The 17,163-nt window shown below is 73.4% G+C and carries 14 protein-coding genes; 12 read left to right on the forward strand and 2 right to left on the reverse strand.

What is annotated here, in order from left to right:
• Window positions 1-23: 23 nt before the first annotated feature.
• The 8 genes from AB0L65_RS36205 to AB0L65_RS36240 are packed head-to-tail and all read left to right on the forward strand — an operon-like array spanning window position 24 to window position 9,487.
• Window positions 24-1,121 (forward strand): Gfo/Idh/MocA family oxidoreductase, encoded by a 1,098-nt coding sequence (locus AB0L65_RS36205; RefSeq protein WP_364254838.1) that lies wholly within the window; start codon window positions 24-26, stop codon window positions 1,119-1,121.
• The gene (locus tag AB0L65_RS36210) at window positions 1,118-2,023 is read left to right on the forward strand and encodes a PmoA family protein (protein WP_350733993.1); all 906 of its coding nucleotides are present in this window, start codon (window positions 1,118-1,120) and stop codon (window positions 2,021-2,023) included. The genes AB0L65_RS36205 and AB0L65_RS36210 overlap by 4 nt, the downstream gene beginning before the upstream one ends.
• Window positions 2,020-2,835: a cupin domain-containing protein gene (locus tag AB0L65_RS36215; RefSeq protein WP_364254841.1), complete on the forward strand. Its 816-nt coding sequence runs from the start codon at window positions 2,020-2,022 to the stop codon at window positions 2,833-2,835. Before AB0L65_RS36210 ends, AB0L65_RS36215 begins: the two co-directional genes overlap by 4 nt.
• A 58-nt stretch (window positions 2,836-2,893) precedes the next feature.
• Window positions 2,894-6,832 carry a carboxypeptidase regulatory-like domain-containing protein gene (locus tag AB0L65_RS36220; protein WP_364254844.1) on the forward strand — a complete coding sequence of 1,313 codons (3,939 nt, stop codon included), beginning with the start codon at window positions 2,894-2,896 and terminating at the stop codon, window positions 6,830-6,832.
• Window positions 6,833-6,837: 5 nt separating this feature from the next.
• Window positions 6,838-7,872, forward strand: coding sequence for a LacI family DNA-binding transcriptional regulator (locus AB0L65_RS36225; protein ID WP_364254847.1), 1,035 nt, complete (start codon window positions 6,838-6,840; stop codon window positions 7,870-7,872).
• A gap of 56 nt (window positions 7,873-7,928) precedes the next feature.
• A complete protein-coding gene (locus AB0L65_RS36230) occupies window positions 7,929-8,408 on the forward strand; it encodes a hypothetical protein (RefSeq protein WP_364254849.1) in 480 nt (159 codons plus the stop codon).
• Window positions 8,389-8,712 carry a transcriptional regulator gene (locus AB0L65_RS36235; protein WP_364254852.1) on the forward strand — a complete coding sequence of 108 codons (324 nt, stop codon included), beginning with the start codon at window positions 8,389-8,391 and terminating at the stop codon, window positions 8,710-8,712. The genes AB0L65_RS36230 and AB0L65_RS36235 overlap by 20 nt, the downstream gene beginning before the upstream one ends.
• 52 nt (window positions 8,713-8,764) lie before the next feature.
• Window positions 8,765-9,487 (forward strand): class I SAM-dependent methyltransferase, encoded by a 723-nt coding sequence (locus AB0L65_RS36240; RefSeq protein ID WP_364254855.1) that lies wholly within the window; start codon window positions 8,765-8,767, stop codon window positions 9,485-9,487.
• Here the strand turns inward: AB0L65_RS36240 and AB0L65_RS36245 are convergent.
• Both AB0L65_RS36245 and AB0L65_RS36250 read right to left on the reverse strand, forming a co-directional pair.
• Window positions 9,484-10,614 carry a hypothetical protein gene (locus tag AB0L65_RS36245; RefSeq protein WP_364254858.1) on the reverse strand — a complete coding sequence of 377 codons (1,131 nt, stop codon included), beginning with the start codon at window positions 10,612-10,614 and terminating at the stop codon, window positions 9,484-9,486. The two genes, AB0L65_RS36240 and AB0L65_RS36245, sit on opposite strands and share 4 nt — an antisense overlap.
• Window positions 10,614-10,895: a hypothetical protein gene (locus tag AB0L65_RS36250; protein ID WP_364254861.1), complete on the reverse strand. Its 282-nt coding sequence runs from the start codon at window positions 10,893-10,895 to the stop codon at window positions 10,614-10,616. The genes AB0L65_RS36245 and AB0L65_RS36250 overlap by 1 nt, the downstream gene beginning before the upstream one ends.
• 145 nt (window positions 10,896-11,040) lie before the next feature.
• Between AB0L65_RS36250 and AB0L65_RS36255 the strand changes: the two genes are divergently transcribed.
• The 4 genes from AB0L65_RS36255 to AB0L65_RS36270 all read left to right on the forward strand — a co-directional run bounded on the left by AB0L65_RS36255 (window position 11,041) and on the right by AB0L65_RS36270 (window position 17,158).
• Window positions 11,041-11,457 (forward strand): YbaB/EbfC family nucleoid-associated protein, encoded by a 417-nt coding sequence (locus tag AB0L65_RS36255; RefSeq protein WP_364254864.1) that lies wholly within the window; start codon window positions 11,041-11,043, stop codon window positions 11,455-11,457.
• A 93-nt stretch (window positions 11,458-11,550) separates the two neighbouring features.
• Window positions 11,551-13,713 carry a hypothetical protein gene (locus AB0L65_RS36260; RefSeq protein ID WP_364254867.1) on the forward strand — a complete coding sequence of 721 codons (2,163 nt, stop codon included), beginning with the start codon at window positions 11,551-11,553 and terminating at the stop codon, window positions 13,711-13,713.
• A complete protein-coding gene (locus AB0L65_RS36265; protein ID WP_364254870.1) occupies window positions 13,710-14,834 on the forward strand; it encodes a DUF58 domain-containing protein in 1,125 nt (374 codons plus the stop codon). Before AB0L65_RS36260 ends, AB0L65_RS36265 begins: the two co-directional genes overlap by 4 nt.
• Before the next feature lie 167 nt (window positions 14,835-15,001).
• Window positions 15,002-17,158, forward strand: coding sequence for a transglutaminaseTgpA domain-containing protein (locus tag AB0L65_RS36270; protein ID WP_364254873.1), 2,157 nt, complete (start codon window positions 15,002-15,004; stop codon window positions 17,156-17,158).
• Window positions 17,159-17,163 lie beyond the last annotated feature (5 nt).

Genomic DNA, 17,163 nt, shown 5'->3' on the forward strand with positions numbered 1-17,163 from the left:
GACCCCCACATAGGAGCAACATCTTGAGTCAACGGAACTACCGGGCCGCGATCGTCGGGACCGGCGCGATCGCCCACGCGCACGCGCAGGCCCTGCTCGGGTCGGGGCGGGCCGAGCTCGTGGCGGTGGCGGACGTGGACGCCGGGCGGGCGGGCGAGTTCGCCGGGAAGTACGGCGGGCCGAGCACCCACGCGAGCCTGGACGACCTGCTGCGGGAGGAGCGGGTGGACCTCGTCCACCTGTGCACGCCGCCCCAGCTGCACGCCCCGCTGGCCATCGCGTGCCTGGAGGCCGGGGTCACGGCGCTGGTGGAGAAGCCGCCGACGCTCTCGCTCGCGGAGTTCGACGCGGTGATCGAGGCGGAGCGCCGCTCGACGGCGCACGTCGCGACCGTCCTGCAGCACCGCTTCGGGGCGGGCGCGCTCCGGCTGCGCCGCCTCCAGGAGGCCGGCGAGCTGGGCCGCCCGCTGCTGGCCACCTGCAACACCCAGTGGTACCGCGACGAGGCGTACTACGCGGTGCCGTGGCGCGGCACGTGGGAGTCGGAGGGCGGCGGCCCGACGATGGGGCACGGCATCCACCAGTTCGACCTGCTGTTCTCCGTGCTGGGCCCGTGGCGCGAGGTCACGGCCGTGGCCGCCCGCCAGGCGCGCCCGGTGGACACCGAGGACGTGTCGCTGGCGCTGGTGACGTTCGAGAACGGCGCCGTGGCCACGATCGTCAACTCCGTCGTGTCCCCGAGGCAGACCTCCCAGCTCCGTTTCGACTACGAGCGCGCCACCGTCGAGGTGGAGCACCTGTACGGCTACACCGACGACGACTGGACCGTGACCCCGGCGCCGGGCCAGGAGAGTGTGTCGGAGCTGTGGGCGCAGGGGCGCACGACCACCTCGAGCGGCCACGACGGCTGGCTCGCCGCCGTCTTCGACGCGCTCGACCGGGGCGAGGCGCCTCCGGTCACCGCCGAGGACACCCGCCGGACGATGGAGTTCATCGCCGCGCTGTACACCTCCGCCTTCACCGGCGAACGCGTACAGGCCGGACAGATCACTGCTGACAGCCCGTTCGCCCGGCGCATGGACGGCACGGGCGCCCCCTGGGAAAAGGTGAGGAACCCGTGACCCTGCAGGCCACGCACGCACTCGGCCGGTCGGTGACCGTCGCGGCCGGCGACGTCGAGCTGTTCACGTACGTCTACAGCCCCGACACGCCGGTGCTGGAGTCGCCCAAGCCGTACCTGCACCCGATCCGCACCCTCGGCGGCCGGCTGGTGTCGCTGTTCCGGCCGCACGACCACGTCTGGCACAAGGGCATCGCCTGGTCGCTGCCGCATGTCGGGGAGCACAACTTCTGGGGCGGGCCGACGTACGTGCACGGCCGGTTCTACGTGCAGCTCGAGAACAACGGCAGCGCCACGCACCGCGAGATGACCACCCTGGCGGCCACCGGCGAGCGGGTCGAGCTCGGGCACACGCTCGACTGGGCCGCGCAGGCCGGCGACCCGGTCATCGAGGAGCGGCGCTCGCTGGCCGCGCACGTCGTGGACGAGGCCACGTGGGCGCTGGTGTTCGACACGGAGATGACGAACGTGTCGGGCGGCACGCTCGCGTTCGGCTCCCCGACCACGAAGGGCCGCGAGAACGCCGGGTACGGCGGGCTCTTCTGGCGCGGGCCCCGGTCGTTCACCGGCGGGATCATCCAGTCGCCCGCCGGCGCGGGCGGCGACGAGCTGCGCGGCACGCGCGCCGAGTGGTTCGGCTTCCGCGGCCGGCACGACGAGAGCGGCGACCACTCGACGGTCGTCATGGTGGACGCCGCCGACAACCCGCAGCACCCGCCGCAGTGGTTCGCGCGCAGCGAGGACTTCGCCTGCCTGTGCCCGGCGCCGTTCTTCAGCGAGGAGGTCGAGCTGCCGGACGGGCAGTCGCTGCGGTTCCGGTACGCGGTCGTGATCGCCGACGGCGACCGGGGCGAGGAGGGCACGGAGCTGCTGGCCAAGCAGGGGAGGGCGGCGCTGGCATGACGTTCCCCGGAGGCACGTCCGTCAGCCGACTGGCGGTCTACTCGGGCAGCCCGTGCGCCGACGGCCTGGAGGGCGGCACGCCGCACCTGCACACGGCCTCGACGGAGGCGTACGTGGTCATCGGCGGGCACGGCACGCTGCAGACGCTCGACGTGAACGGGCTGCGCGAGACCGCGCTGAGCGCCGGGACGACCGTGTGGTTCACGCCCGGCACCATCCACCGCGCGGTCAACCGCAGGGGCCTGGAGGTGGTGGTCGTGATGTCGAACGCGGGCCTGCCCGAGGCCGGGGACGCGGTCATGACGTTCCCCCCGGAGATCGTGGCCGACCCCGAGCGCTACCGCCAGGCCGCGACCCTGCCCCCGTCGCCCCCGTCCGGCGGCCCGCCCCCGACCGGCGGGCCACCCGCGTCCTCCACTCCCCCCGAAGGACTCGCGCCCGGCGCGGCGGGCGCGCTCCGTGACATCGAGGAGGCCGTACGGCGCCGGCGCGAGCTGGCCGTCGAGGGTTTCCTGCGCCTGGCCGACGCCGCCGCCGACGGCGACCTGGCCCCGCTGCACCGCTTCTACGACCACGCCATCGCGCTCGTGCGCCCCAAGGCCGCGGCCTGGCGCACGATCTGGGAGGACACGGTCGCCGAGGAGACCCGCCGCACCGCCGGGATCCTCGACGCACTGGAGCGCGGCGACGGCGCGCACCTGCGGCGCTCCGCCCTGATGGAGAGCCCGCCGCACGACCGGTGGGGCATGTGCGGCAACCTCCGCGCGCACGACGTGGCCCACCCGATCGTCCACACCCCAGAACCGAGCTGATCGCCCACCGGCGCGCCCTGCGAGGGGCGCGCCGAATTCACCCCCCAGGAGCCCGGCGATGTTCCCCCAACTGCTGACCGCTGCCATGATCCTGATATCCACCCCGCCCACCACAGCCACAGTCACAGCCACCGTCACGGCGGGCACCACGTACTACGTCGACGCCGCGACGGGCGACGACGCGGCCTCGGGCCTCGACCAGGCACACCCCTGGAAGAGCCTGGGCAAGGTGAACGACACCACGTTCCGCCCGGGCGACCGCATCCTGCTGCGCGCCGGACAGCGGTGGACCGGCCAGCTCTGGCCCAAGGGCTCGGGCGAGAGCGGCGCGCCGATCACCGTCGACAGGTACGGCGAGGGCGGCAAGCCCCGCATCGACGGCGCGGGGCAGGTCGGCGACGCCGTCCGGCTGTTCAACCAGGAGTTCTGGACCATCCGCAACCTGGAGGTCACGAACGAGGTCCCGCCGACGGGCACCCCCGGCGAGAACCTGCGCGACCTGCGCGGCATCCACGTCTCCGGCGACAACAGCCAGACCCTCGACGGCTTCGTCATCGACGGGGTGGCCGTGCACGACGTCACCGGCCAGGTCAACTGGATCAGCGGCAGCACCGACAACAACGCGCCCGGCGTGCGCTTCAAGACCGGGTGGGACGGCTCGAAGAAGACGGGCGGCATCGTGTTCGACACGACGGTGCCGGACATCCACACGCCGCCGGACAAGGCGACCGTCCTGAACGACGTGGTCATCCAGAACTCCACGGTCGCCAACACCTCGTTCGCCGGGATCGTGTTCAAGCAGTACACCGGGGACGGCAAGAACGACGCGGGCGAGACGATCGCCACGGCCACCGGCTGGGGCACGCGGCAGAACGCCGACGACCCCAAGTTCACCCCGCACACGAACATCGTCATCAGGAACAACCACGTCACCCAGGCCGACACGGCCTACGGCTGCAACGGCATGTACCTCACGAACGTCCGGGGCGCGCTGGTCGAGCACAACGTCGTCTACCGGGCGGGCACCTCGGGCATCGAGTCGTACTACGCCGACGACGTGACGTTCCAGTTCAACGAGGTGTACGAGACGCAGCAGAAGGCCGGCGGCGCCGACTCCAACGGGATCGACCCGGACAAGGGCACCACCCGGCAGGTCGTGCAGTACAACTACCTGCACGGCAACGGCGACGGCGTGCTGCTGTGCCAGTTCGCGTTCGGTGACGCCGTGGTCAGGAACAACGTGATCGCGAGCAACACCCGCTACCAGATCTACCTGCACTCCGACCGGGCCGCGACCGCCAAGGTCTACAACAACACGATCTACAACGACAGGAGCGACTACCTCATCTACGGGTACGGCTCCTACATCGAGGCCCGCTACGACATCTCCGACAACCTCCTGTACTCCACGCGCCCGGCGACGCTGACGACCAGCCCGACCATCGCCTACAGCCACAACCTGTACGGCGGCGCCGACCTCGCGGTCCCGGACGGCGACACCGGCGCCGTGGTGGCCGACCCGCTGTTCGCGAAGGCGCCGCCGACCGGCCCGTACGGCACGCCGGAGTCGGGCCCCCGGCTCGACACCGCGTACGGCCTGCGCGTCTCCTCCGGCTCGTACGCGATCGACGCGGGCGTCGAGATCGCCGGGAACGGCGGTCGCGACTACGCCGGGACCCCGCTCTACAACGGCGGCGCGGACATCGGCGCCTTCGAGTACACCACCGCCCAGGACGCCACCACCGAGTCCGTCACCGGCACCGCCCGCACCCCCTCGGGCGTCCCCGTCGCGGGCGCGACCGTGACGGCGGCGGGCAGGACGGCGACCACCGGCGCCGACGGCCGCTTCGCGATCAGGGACCTCCCCTTCGCCGACGGCGTCGAGGTGACCGCCGCCAGGAACGGCTACGCGAGCGCCACCGGGACCGTGAACGTGCGCCCCGGCAACACCGTCACCGTCCGCCTGACCATGGCCTCGGCCAGTACGGTCGGCTCGGTCACCGGACGCGTGCTCGACCAGGCCGCCCGCCCGCTGCCCGGCGCCACGGTCACCGTCAAGGACGGCGACCAGGCGCTCGCCACCGCGACCAGCGGCCCCGACGGCGCCTTCACCGTGGTGAACGTCCCGGTGGGGGAGGGATATCTGGTCCAGGCCGCGTCCGGCGGATACGTGACGGCCGGCCGATCAGGGTTGACCGTGGAGGCGGCCACCGCGACCGACGCGGGCGCGCTGCTCCTGGTCCGCCCGATCCCGGACTACGTGGCCGTGCACGACTTCGACGACCTGCCGACCGGGCCGCTGACCAGCGGTGACGGCCTCACCGTGAGCGGCTCCGGCGGGGGCGTCGAGGTCGTCGAGACGCCGGGCGGCAAGAGCCTGAAGCTCACCCGCACCGCGAACAGCGGCAGCACCGGCGTCTCCCGGACGTTCGCGCTCAAGGGCGTCGTGACCGTCGAGGCCCGCGTCATGAGCGAGCAGCCCTACACCTCGGGCAACCACTGGTGGTCCGTCCCCTATGTCAGGAACGCGAGCGGGCAGAACGCCGTCAGCCTCGCCTTCACCAAGAACACGATCGTCGCCTACGCGGGCACGACCACGCGCACGGTGGGGGCGTACGAGCCGGGCCGCTGGTACCACGTCAAGGCCGTGATCGACACCGTCAACCAGCGCTTCGACCTGCTGATCGACGGCCGGAAGGCGCTCGAAGGCGCCGCGTTCAGGACCGCGATGGACACCGTGGCGCAGATCGACTACTACGCCAACAGCACCAACTACGGCGGCATCCACCTCGACGACCTCCGGGTCGCCCAGGGGGTCGGCCTCGCCCGCGACGACGCGGGTCTGCTCAGCGTCGGCACCAGCCAGGGCCCGCCCGACGGCGACGTGCTGGACGTGCCCGCCCGGGTCACCGAGGTGGAGGTGACCGCCGTGGCCCGCAGCCCGTTCGCCAGGTCGGTGAGCATCTCCGGCGAGCGCACCGCCGGCGCGCAGGCGACGCGGAAGGTCACGCTGGGCGCGACCGGGGCCGAGGTGCCCGTCGTGGTCACCGCCGAGGACGGCACCGAGGCCACCCACACCCTCCAGATCAGGCGCCGCCCGCTCGCCCAGGACACCACCCTGTCCGGCCTCGTCCCGGACGCGGGCACGCTGGAGCCGGCCTTCGACCCCGACGTCCTCGCATACGCCCTGACCGTCCCCGGGGACCGGGTCGGGTTCACGCCGACCGCGCTCAACCCGAAGTCCGCCATCACGGTCCAGGGACAGCCGGTCGCGAGCGGCGCCGCCGCCCCGCCCGTACCGCTCCCGGTCGGGGACACCGAGGTCGCGGTCAAGGTGGTCGCCGAGGACGGCACGGCCGACGCCACGTACCGGATCAAGGTCACCCGCCCCGAGCCCCAGCTGCCGCAGGACGGCGCCACCGCGCCGCCCGCGCGGGCGGAGCTCTCGACCACGAGCGGGTGGCGGCACGGCCTCCACGACGGCACCTACGACGTGACCATGAACCTCTGGCACGGCGTCAACGCCAGCGTGTTCGTCCTGTACGAGAACGGCAAGGAGATCGCCAGGCGCGACCTCACCCCGAGGACGCCGTCGGCCCAGAAGGCCACCGTCCCCGTCACCGGCCGCCCCAACGGCGCCTACGTCTACACCGGCGAGCTGCTCAACCAGGCGGGCCGGACCGCCACCACGTCCGTGCGGGTCGTCGTGACCGACGCGAACCCCGGCAAACCCGTGATCGGCTCGGACAACTGGGACGGCGACGGCGACTACACCATCCGCATGAACATGTGGTGGGGCACCAACGCCACCTCCTACCGCCTCTACGAGGACGGGGTCCTCATCGACAGCCGGCAGCTCGACGCCGCCACCCCGGCCGCGCAGAGCGCCGCCACCGTCCTGTCCGGACGGCCGGCGGGGACGCGCACGTACGTGGCCGAGCTGGCGAACGCGGCGGGTGTGACCAGGAGCGACCCGCTGACTCTGGTGACAGAATGACCGGTATGGAAGAGGGGTCCACGGCCCCGCCCACCCTGCACGACGTCGCCCGCGAGGCGGGCGTGTCCATCGCGACGGCGTCGCGCGCGCTCAACGGCAGCACGCGCAACGTCAGGTCCGAGAACGTCTCCAGGGTGCGCGCGGCGGCGGCCAAGCTCAACTACGAGCCGCATCTGTCGGCGCAGGCCATCGCGAAGGGTTCGACCAGGACCGTCGCGCTGGTGGTGCGCGACGTGGCCGACCCCTACTTCTCCTCCATCGCCGCCGGGGTCACCCAGGCGGCCGAGGCCGCGCAGCTCATCGTCACCATGGCGGTGGCCGACGGGTCGCCCGAGCGCGAGCTGGAGATCGTCAGGACGCTGCGGGGCCAGCGGCCGCGCGTGATCATCGTCGCGGGCAGCCGGGTCGCGGGCTCGGCGACCCGGGACTCGCTCATCGAGGAGCTGGAGGAGTACCGGACGGCGGGCGGGCGGGTCGTCATGATCAGCCAGCGGGACCTGCCGTTCGGCACCGTCACGATCGACAACCACGGCGGCGCCCGCGACCTCGCGCGGGCGCTGGTGGAGGCGGGATACCGGCGCTTCGCCGTCTTCCACGCCGCCGGCGAGCTGCGCACGTCCCGCGACCGGCACGAGGGCTTCCGCGCGGGGCTGGGCCCCGGCGTGCCCGAGCCGCTGGCGATCGAGACGGCCTTCACCCACACGGGCGGCTACGACGCGGCGCGCCGGCTGGTGGAGCGGGGGCTGGCGGACGTGGAGGTGGTGTTCGCGGTCAACGACGTGATGGCGATCGGCGCCATGACGGCCTTCCGCGACGCCGGGGTGGTCCCGGGCGCGGACATCGGGGTGGCGGGCTTCGACGACCTCGCCTCGGCGCTGGACGTGGTGCCCGCCCTCACCTCCGTGGCGGTGCCGCTGCGGGAGGCGGGCCTGAGCGCGATGCGGCTCGCGCTGTCGGACGAGGAGAGCGCGGACGACGTGCGGCTCCCGGCCCGGGTCGTCCTGCGCGAGAGCACACCTGGAGCTCCACGACTTTCCTGAGAGGAAAGTAGATGCTACTTTCCTCTCGGGAAAGTAGTCGACCACGGGGGTTGCACATGAATCCGCAGGATGCCCAGGCTTCGCTCAACCAGATCCGCGCCTTCCAGGACAAGACCCGCAAGGAGATGATCCGCAAGATCTTCCCCTGGTCTTTCGTGATCATCTCGGCGCTCGCGCTCTTCGCCATGTTCACGTCGATCGATCTCGATCAGCCTTGGAAATCCATCGCTAACGGGCTCGGGCTCGCCGTGTTCATCGGCGTGGGACTCCTGTACTCGCTCGGGGTCTCCGTCCAGCCGAAGCCCACGCTCCCGATGATCGGGGTCATGATCGGCGTGACGCCCTTTCTCTTCGTGTTCTTCATCATCGGCCGGATCGTCGGCTTCGCCTTGTTCGGTCTGCCGGCGCACGGGTTCCTGTCGCAGGCCATGGTCGGCGGCGCTCTGGCGGCCGTCGTGTACATCGCGATCATGCCCGTGGCCCGCAGGATCATCACATGGATTGCGCTGCAGGCCAATGGACCCACAGTTCGATGAGTTCCTGCACGTGCCCGCGCGGTTGTCGGTGGTCGCGGTGCTGGCGCCGGCCGACTGGGTCGACTTCGGGTTCGTGAGGGACGCGATCGGCACCAGCGACTCGGCGCTGTCCAAGCAGGTCTCCGCACTGGCCGGCGCCGGGTACGTGGAGGTGCACAAGGGGCAGGACAAGCGGGCGCGGCGCACGTACGTGCGGCTGACCCCCGCGGGGCGGCTGGCGTTCCAGCGGCACGCGGCGGCGCTGGAGCGGATCGTCGCGCTCTCCCGGATGCCCGCGCCGGACGGGCCGCCCCCGCCCGAGTGACCGGGCGAAAAGGACGTGCGGAACGGCCGGTCCCCGGGGCACGATCATGCCCATGGAATATGAGGAGCTGATCCGCGACGCGCTGGGCACGCCGTTCGAGGGGTGGGACTGGGCGGTGTTCCGCGGCCGGATGACCACGGCCGGCGACCTGCCCTGGGACTACGAGCGGCTGGTGCGCGACTGCCTCCCGCGCACGCCGTCCCTGCTCGACCTCGGGACCGGAGGGGGCGAGCTGCTGGCGTCCCTGACGCCGCTCCCGCCGCGCACCGCCGCCACCGAGGGCTACCCGCCGAACCTCCCGATCGCCCGCGACCGCCTGGAGCCGCTGGGCGTCGAGGTGGCCGAGTCGACTGGGCACTTCCCCGACGGCTCGTTCGAGCTGATCGTCGACCGGCACGAGTCGTACGACCCGCACGAGATCCGCCGCCTCCTGGCAGAGGGCGGCACGTTCGTCACCCAGCAGGTGGCAGGGCGCGACCTGGAAGAGCTCAACGCGGCGCTGGGCGGCCCGCCGCACGAGGACCACGCCTGGGACCTCGCCGGCGCGGCCGCCGCGCTCGACGCCGCCGGACTCGAGGTCACCTGGAGCGCGGAAGCCAGCCAGCCCGTCGCGTTCCACGACGTCGGAGCGCTCGTGCTGTTCCTGCGGGTCGTCTCCTGGCAGGTCCCGGGCTTCGACGCCGGCGCGTACGAGGACCGCCTCCGTGCCCTGCACGATGACATGCCGCTCCAAGCGACCGCCCGCCGTTTCGCCCTGACGGCCCGGCACCGTTAACGGTCAAGCTGGGGCGGCGGCGACGAGGGGGCGAAGGGCACCGCGAGCCGGAGCCCCACGCTGGGCGCGAAGCCCAGCAGCGAGCTCTGCGCCATCGGCGGCAGCTTCTTGAACCAGGCGGGCGACGGCACGCCCCACTGGCCCCGCGCCGGGTTGAACAGCCGCCCGACCGCACCGTTGAACCCGCCCGCGATGCCGCTGAACAGCGCCACGTCCCCGAGCGTGGCACTCCACGACTTGCCCTCCACCCTGGCGTTCCAGAAGGCCGGCACGCCGCCCGCGAGGGCGCCCATGGCCACGTTGTTCACGAGCGGGCGGCTGGCGGCGAGCCCGGTGAAGTACTTCGTCTGGCCGAGGGGTCCGGTGAAGCCGGCGACGGTGGAGGCGTTGGCGGTCTGGGCGAGGGAGAGGATGGAGATGTCGAGGGGGTTCTGGCCGAAGACACCCCTGGCCACGCCGCCCGCCAGCAGGTTGCCGCCGAACGACCAGCCGTGGATCTGGCCGTACTTCCCCAGGGCGGCCAGGGCCGTCTGGCGGAAGCCGCCGCCGGCGTACATGCTGAGGCCGCGCACCAGGCCCGACCTGCCCATCATCGTCGAGAAGCCGCGCACGGCCGCCGCCGCGGCGGCGCGCACCGCGGCGAAGCGGCTCAGGATGCCGGTGGCCGTCGCCGCCCCGCGGGCGGCGGTCGCGGCGCTGGACGCCCACACCGCGAACGTGCTCAGGCCCGCCGCCGCCAGCGACGCGACGACACCCGCGGACACCGACGCGATCAGCGAGGTGATCAGCTGGTTGAGCGCCTCCCTGGTCTTCCTGGACGCCTCCACGGCCTGGTCGAGCACGTCGGCGGCGTTGCCGAGCCCCTCGGCCGCCGTGGTCCGGAACTCGGGGGCCAGGTAGCCGCGCCACTTCTGCCGGAACACGTCCGCGTCGCCGCCGATCCACCCCTGGAGCGAGCCGGGGATGGGGGAGAGCGCCGGCTCCAGGCCCTCGATGCCGTTCTTGAGCCGGCGGCAGGCCGCGGCCATGGCCAGCAGGCGCTGCTCCTGCTCGTCGTCACCGATCGAGGCGACGGCGTTCTTCAGCGTGTTGACGAGGTCGACGACGGGGGCGAAGGGGCCGGACATCAGCCGCCCCCCAGCCGCTCCGCGCTCTCCCGCAGCCCGGTGGCGGTGTCGTCGAGCTTGGCCACCAGGTCCTTGGCGAAGCCGAGCAGCTCCTGGTGGAACTCCTGGTACGTCTCCTCCAGCTCCTTGCCGCCGCGCTCCAGAAGGCCGAAGCAGCCGTCGGCCGGCGCGGCATTCCGCTCGAAGTCGGGCAGCAACGGCTTCAGCGCGTCCCGCGCGTCCTCGCACCGCTTTCCCGCGGCCAGGAGCGCGCCGGGATCGATCCGGATTCCACCGCTCATGAAATGGCACCTTTCCCACGGATTAGCCGCTGAGAAATCTGCCATTAATCCATTGGTCAGAGCAATGAAACTTCGCATGCTTCAACTTTTTCCGAAATGGCGGGCCTCCCCCGTACTCTCCCGTCGCAGAGACCCGGGAGGTACGGTGAACGACTTCGACCCCGAAGAGCTGGAACGGATCACCGCGCGGGCGGAGGACATGCTGGCCCGCGTCGAGGAGCTCAGGAGCGAGATCGACGTGGTCGTCGGCCACGGCGAGGCGGCGGACGGTCAGGTACGCGTGACCGCCGGCGCCTCGGGCCGGCTCATGGACGTCGTCCTCGCGCCCAGGGCCATGCGGCTGGACAGCCAGAAGCTGGCCGAGGCCGTGCTGCGGGCCGCGCAGGCGGCCCAGGACGACGTCGCCGCCAAGGTCGACGCCGTCATGGCGGAGACGCTGGGCGGCGCGCTGCCCGGCAGGGAGCTGCTCGACGAGCAGTTCGGCAGCGTGCTGGAGTCGTTCGAGTCGTCCATGGACGAGCAGTTGCGGGCCATCGACGATCGGACGCGTGACAGCCGGTGATCGGACACTTTCAGGTTATTTGAAGGAACCTCGCGATCCGCGGACGCCCCCCTAGGGTGTCCGCGGGCACGTACACGTACGGGATGTGAGTCGGTGGCCATTCGGTGGCGGAATGCGGCGGGACGGCGGGCGGCGGGAATCGTCGCGGGCGCCCTCGTCGCCGTGCTGGTCGGCGTCGGCCTGTTCCTGGGCCAGGGCGTCTCCAGCGCCCGCCCCAAGCTCTCCGACGTCGGGGCGTGGCTCGGCAGTGCGCTCAACGGTGAGGTGGTGCACGCCAACGGCCTGTCCGGGCAGCTGGACGGCCGCGTGGACCTGGCCTCCGCCGAGGGTGAGCCGCTCAAGGTGGTGCAGGACGGCAACAACGTGCTCGTCATGGACTCCACGGGCAAGGTCGGCCGCATCGACCCCACCCAGCTCGAGGTCGCCCAGACCAACACGCTCGGCGCGGGCGGCATGCAGATCGTGATGGGCGGCGGGAAGGCGTACGGGGTCGACCCGCGGGCCGGCACCGTGCAGCAGCTCGACCCGCTGACGGTGAGCACGATCGGCTCCCCGCTCACCCTCAAGGCGCCGCTCGGCCAGGCCGGCCTCGGCAAGGACGGCACGCTGTGGGTGCCGGTGCCCGAGGAGGGCACGCTGGTCCAGGTGAAGGACGGCCGGCAGGTCAAGGCCGTGACGGTCGGCGAGCCCGGCGACCCGCTCACCCTGACGCTCGCGAACGGCGCCCCGCTGGTCACGAACTCCGCCGCCGCCTCCGCCATGCTGATCGGCCCGGCGGGCACCCGGCTCCAGGTGTCCCTGCCCAGCACGGTGACGGGCGCGGGCGGTGGCGGGCTGCTGGTCCCGGCGGTGGCCGAGAGCCAGATCGTGCCGATCCTGGAGCCCAGGAAGGGCGCGCTCGTCCTGGTCGACACCGCAGGCGGCGGGCTGACCACGGTCTCGGTGAAGGGCGGCAAGCTGGGGGCGCCGCAGGCGCTCGGGCGGCGCGTCTACATCGCCGACGAGAGCAAGGGCCGGCTCATCGTGTACGACACGGTGGCCAAGGCGTTCGAGCCCGAGAAGGTCGTCACGGGCAAGGCGGGACCGCTGGAGGTGTTCGTCAAGGACGGGCTGCTCTGGGTGAACGACCAGTTCAGCGAGACCGCGCTGGTCATCGAGCAGGACGGCAGGGGACACCGGGTCGGCAAGTACGACGAGGCGCTCGGCCAGAAGGACACGCCGACCCCGTTGCCGATCCCGACCTTCACCCCCACGGTGGTGCAGCCGACCGAGGTGCCCACCCGCTCGACCAGACAGCCCACCGGGAAGCCGACGTCCGTGCCGACGAAGACGAAGACGGCCGCGCCGACCGTGACCGTGACGAAGACCCCCACCCCGACCCCCACTCCTACGGACACGCCGACTCCGACTCCGACCCCGACTCCCACTCCGACGCCGACCCAGACCCCCGATCCGCCGGGATCCGTGACGGCCAAGTCCGGGCCCGGCTGGATGGAGGTCACCTTCACGCCGTCCCGCCAGGGCACGGTCAAGGCGTACACGCTCAAGGGCGCGTCCGACGTCACGCCGTCCCGCGTGCAGCCCGACGGGCCGTACCAGTTCCGGGTGAACGGCGGCCGGTGCGACCAGGAGTACACGTTCCGGGTGGTCGCCGAATGGTCCGGCGGCGAGGTGGAGTCCCAGCCGTCCGTGCCCGTGCGCCCGTGCGTCGCGCCGGGCCGGCCGTCCGGCTTCGCCGCCAAGGGCAAGAACCACGGCGCCGACCTGACCTGGTCCGCCCCGGAGAACGCGCGGGACGGCGGCGTCACGTACACGCTGGACGGGCCCGGCAACCACCCGGGATCGCCCGACGGCACCGGTGCGGAGGTCACCGGGCTCAAGAACGGCCAGTCCTACACCTGGACGCTGCGGGCCAAGAACGCGGCGGGCGAGAGCGAGGAGCGCGCGGAGGCCACGGCCGACCTGCGCCCGCCGTCCGCCCAGTTCAGGAACGCCAACAACAACAACAGGGACACCCTGATCCGCTCCGGGCCCAGCGCCGGCGCCGAGGCGGGGCGCATCCCCAAGGGCGAGTACATCACGATGACCGTGCTCTGCCAGCAGAAGGGCGCCGCCTTCACCGACACGGACACGGGCATGAGCAGCGACGTCTGGAACAAGGTGGAGTCCGGCCGCGGCAACGGGTGGCTCAACGACGTGCTGATGGACACCCCGAAGGGGGGCTTCCCCGCGGCCCCGCTCTGGGAGTGCGAATGATCACCAGGGCGGGATGGGGCCTGGCGGCGGCCTCGGTGCTGGTCTACGCCGTGGGGGCGCCGTTCGGGTACGCCCAGGCGGCGGTCCTCGCGGTGGCGGGGCTGGCCGCCGTGGGCGCGGGCGCGCTGTGGACGCTGCGCGGTGCCGGGCTGGACGTGCGCCGGGAGCTGACGCCGGTGAAGGTGGCCAGGGGCGACCCCGCGGTGGCCCTCCTGCACGTGCGCAACACCGGCCGCCGGCGCCACGCCGGGCTGGTGGCCCGCGACACCTGCCGGGGCGCGTCCGTCACGGTCGAGGTGCCGGCGCTGGCGCGCGACACCGCGCGGACGGTGTCGTACCGGCTGCCCACCCGGCGGCGCGGGGAGACGCCCGTCGGGCCGCTGCTGCTCGACCGCACCGACCCGTTCGGGCTGGCGCGGCGCTCGATCGCGTACGGGCGCACCGACCTGCTCCTGGTCCGGCCGCGTACGGTGCCGCTCGCGCCCCCGCACGCCGGCCGCCGGCGGCAACTCGACGGGCTCGACTCGCGCTCCGCGCCGAACGGGGCGATCAGCTTCAACGGGCTGCGCGACTACGTGATCGGGGATGACCTGCGACACGTCCACTGGCGCTCCACGGCCCGCACCGGCGTCCTCATGGTCAAGGAGCTGACCGACGTCAACCTGCCGAGCACCGTCACGGTCCTGGACACGCGGCACTCGTCGTACGAAGGGGACGACGAGTTCGAGCTGGCCGTGGACGTGGCGGCGTCGGTGGCCTGCGCGGTGGCGCGCGACCGCTTCCCGGTGCGGCTGCTCACGGGGGCGGGGGAGCTGCTGCACTCCAAGGGCGGGCCGGGCGAGACCGAGGAGGTCCTGGACCGGCTCGCCGTGGTGGAGCGCTCCGAGCAGGCGGACGCGCCGCTCCACGCTCTGCGGCGGGCCGGCTCGGGCGGGGCGCTGGTGCTGGTCAGCGGGTCGTTCGACGGTCTCGCGGACGCGGCGGCCGTGCGGCGGCGCTTCGACGAGGTGCTGTTCGTGCGGGTGGGCGAGCCGGTGGAGGGCGGGCGGCCCGCGGCGGCCGGGGTGACGGTCATCGAGGTCAGCGACCTGGCGGAACTGGCGGCGGCATGGCCCCGCTAGCCGGTCCGCCGCCCCACGACGTCGCGGTGCCGCAGGGGCGCACCGCGACCCCACCGGACCCCGCCCCGGCATCGGCAGGCGCTGCGGGTGTCGGACCAGCGTCGGGCGTCGGATCGGCGTCGAGTGGCGGGCCCGCTTCGGGTGGCGGGTCGGCGGGTGGCGAGCCGGTGGGGGCGCCGGGACCGGGGCCGGTGCGGGGGCTGGTGTCCGTGGGGGTCGTGGCGTTGCTGGCCGCGACCGCCGGGCTCGCGTTCGACGGGGTGTTCCCGTTCGCCGCCCTGCTTCCCGTGGTCGGCCTGGCGGCCGGGGTGCCGTGCGTGCTGTCGGTGGCGCTGTACGGCCGGTTGCCGCTCTGGGGAACGGTCCCGGTCAGCGTGCTGGGCTGGCTGGTGGCGGTGTCGGCGACCCTGTTCAGGTCGCAGGCCTGGCTCGGGTTCCTGCCCGGCCCGGCCGCCGTGCGCGCGGCGCTGCTCGGCGTGCGTGACGCGGGCGGCCGGCTCCTGACCACGATCCTCCCGGCGGCGCCCGACAGCACGGCCGTCGTGCTGGTCAGTTTCCTGGTCTGGGCGGCTGCCCTGGCCGGGGCGGAGATCGCGCTGCGGTCCAGGTCCGTCATGCTGCCCGCCCTGGCCGCGCTCCCGGTGCTCGCCGTCGCGGTCGTGCTGGGGGTCGCCGGTGCCGGGTCCGTGGTGCCGTACGCGGCGGTGTTCGCCGGGCTCACCCTGCTGCTCGGCCTGGTCAGGGCGGCCAGGTCGGCGGGGACGATCGCGGTGGGCGTGCCGCTGCTGGCCTGCCTGGTCCTGGCCGCCGTCGTCACCGCGCCCGCCCTGCCCATGGCCGAGCGCCCGTACGACGTGCGCCGGCTCGTCGAGCAGCCCCCGCCGCGGCCGATCAACGGCGTGAGCGCGCTCGACCAGGTGTCGGCGTGGCTGCAGAACCCGCAGCGCGAGCTGTTCACGGTCGGCACCGCCTCCGAGGCGAACCTGCGCCTGGCCGTCCTGGACACCTTCGACGGGGTCACGTGGACGTCGGGCGCGGGGTTCGTCCCCACGGGCGGGCGGGTGCCGGGGCAGGAGGGCGGCGGGGACCCGGTCACGCAGCGGTTCACCCTGCAGAAGCTCCCGGGTCCGTGGCTGCCCGCCGCCGACCGGCCGCTGCTGGTGAAGGGCGCGGGCATCGTGGTCGATCCCGCGACGGGCATGCTGGCCGGCACGCAGGCGCGCGAGGGCATGACGTACGAGGTGACCTCGGGGATCCGCCGCTTTACGGCGGAGGACCTGCGCGCGGCCGTCCCCGCCGCCGACCCGGCCGCGCTGCGGCTGCCGGACGGGCCGGACGGCCGCACGCCGCCGCAGCGGGCCCGCCTCCTCGCCATCGCCCGCCGCGCCACGGCCGGGGCGCAGAGCCCGACGCAGCGGGCCGCCCGGCTGGCGGCCTACCTGCGCAAGCACGCGGCGAACGACGTCAACGCGCCGCCCGGGCACGGCTACCGCAGCATCGAGTTCTTCCTGACGGAGTCGCGCAGGGGGACGACGGAGCAGTTCGCCGCCTCGTTCGCGCTGCTGGCCCGCGCGATCGGGCTGCCGAGCCGGATCGTCGTGGGCTTCCGCCCGGGCTCCGGCTCTGGCGGGGTGCGGCAGGTGCGGGGTGGGGACGTGCTGGCCTGGGCCGAGGTCGAGTTCGAGGGGATCGGGTGGGTGCCGTTCTACCCGACGCCGTCGCGTACGCGCTCGGGAGGGGGCGGTGACGTGGCCGAGGGCGCGCCGAAGCAGGCGCGGGAGATCGAGCAGGCGATCAACAGCGACTCCTCCGAGCCCAAGCCGACCCCCACGGCCGCCAACCGGGCCACCCCGACCCCGACGCCGCGTCCCGGCGGCTCCGCGGGCCCGCTCGTCTGGGCGGCCGTGCCCGCCGCCGCGCTCCTGGCGTATCTCCTGGCCGTGCTCGTCGTGCCGCCGCTGAGGCGGATGCGCCGCCGCCGGGCCGCCGCGCCCGCCGCCCGGGTGGTGGGGGCGTGGCGGCAGACGGTGGCCAGGCTGCGCGTGGCCGGGATCCCGGCGTCCTCGGACGCGCTGACGGCCGGCGAGGTGGCGTCTCTGGCCGAGTCCGTCCTGGGTCCTGCCGCGCGCGAGCCGCTCACGACGCTCGCCGACCTGGCCAACCTGGCGACGTTCGGGGGAGCGCCCGTGGATCAGACCGTGGACCAGGCGGACGCCGACCTCGCCTGGCGCCACTTCGGCGGCGTGGACGCGCTGGTGCGGCGGAAGGTCGGCCTCGCGAGCAGGCTCGCGCACCGCCTGTCGCCGCGATCCCTGGCGGGGTAGCCGGT

The sequence above is a fragment of the Nonomuraea sp. NPDC052116 genome (assembly GCF_040680035.1).
Classification (GTDB): domain Bacteria; phylum Actinomycetota; class Actinomycetes; order Streptosporangiales; family Streptosporangiaceae; genus Nonomuraea; species Nonomuraea angiospora_A.

What these genes read in the sequence shown, in the direction of transcription:
- AB0L65_RS36215 (WP_364254841.1), top strand. Translation starts at nt 2,020, where the DNA reads ATGACGTTCCCCGGAGGCACGTCCGTCAGCCGACTGGCGGTCTACTCG.
- AB0L65_RS36220 (WP_364254844.1), top strand. Translation starts at nt 2,894, where the DNA reads ATGTTCCCCCAACTGCTGACCGCTGCCATGATCCTGATATCCACCCCG.
- AB0L65_RS36225 (WP_364254847.1), top strand. Translation starts at nt 6,838, where the DNA reads ATGGAAGAGGGGTCCACGGCCCCGCCCACCCTGCACGACGTCGCCCGC.
- AB0L65_RS36230 (WP_364254849.1), top strand. Translation starts at nt 7,929, where the DNA reads ATGAATCCGCAGGATGCCCAGGCTTCGCTCAACCAGATCCGCGCCTTC.
- AB0L65_RS36235 (WP_364254852.1), top strand. Translation starts at nt 8,389, where the DNA reads ATGGACCCACAGTTCGATGAGTTCCTGCACGTGCCCGCGCGGTTGTCG.
- AB0L65_RS36240 (WP_364254855.1), top strand. Translation starts at nt 8,765, where the DNA reads ATGGAATATGAGGAGCTGATCCGCGACGCGCTGGGCACGCCGTTCGAG.
- AB0L65_RS36245 (WP_364254858.1), bottom strand. Translation starts at nt 10,614, where the DNA reads ATGTCCGGCCCCTTCGCCCCCGTCGTCGACCTCGTCAACACGCTGAAG.
- AB0L65_RS36250 (WP_364254861.1), bottom strand. Translation starts at nt 10,895, where the DNA reads ATGAGCGGTGGAATCCGGATCGATCCCGGCGCGCTCCTGGCCGCGGGA.
- AB0L65_RS36265 (WP_364254870.1), top strand. Translation starts at nt 13,710, where the DNA reads ATGATCACCAGGGCGGGATGGGGCCTGGCGGCGGCCTCGGTGCTGGTC.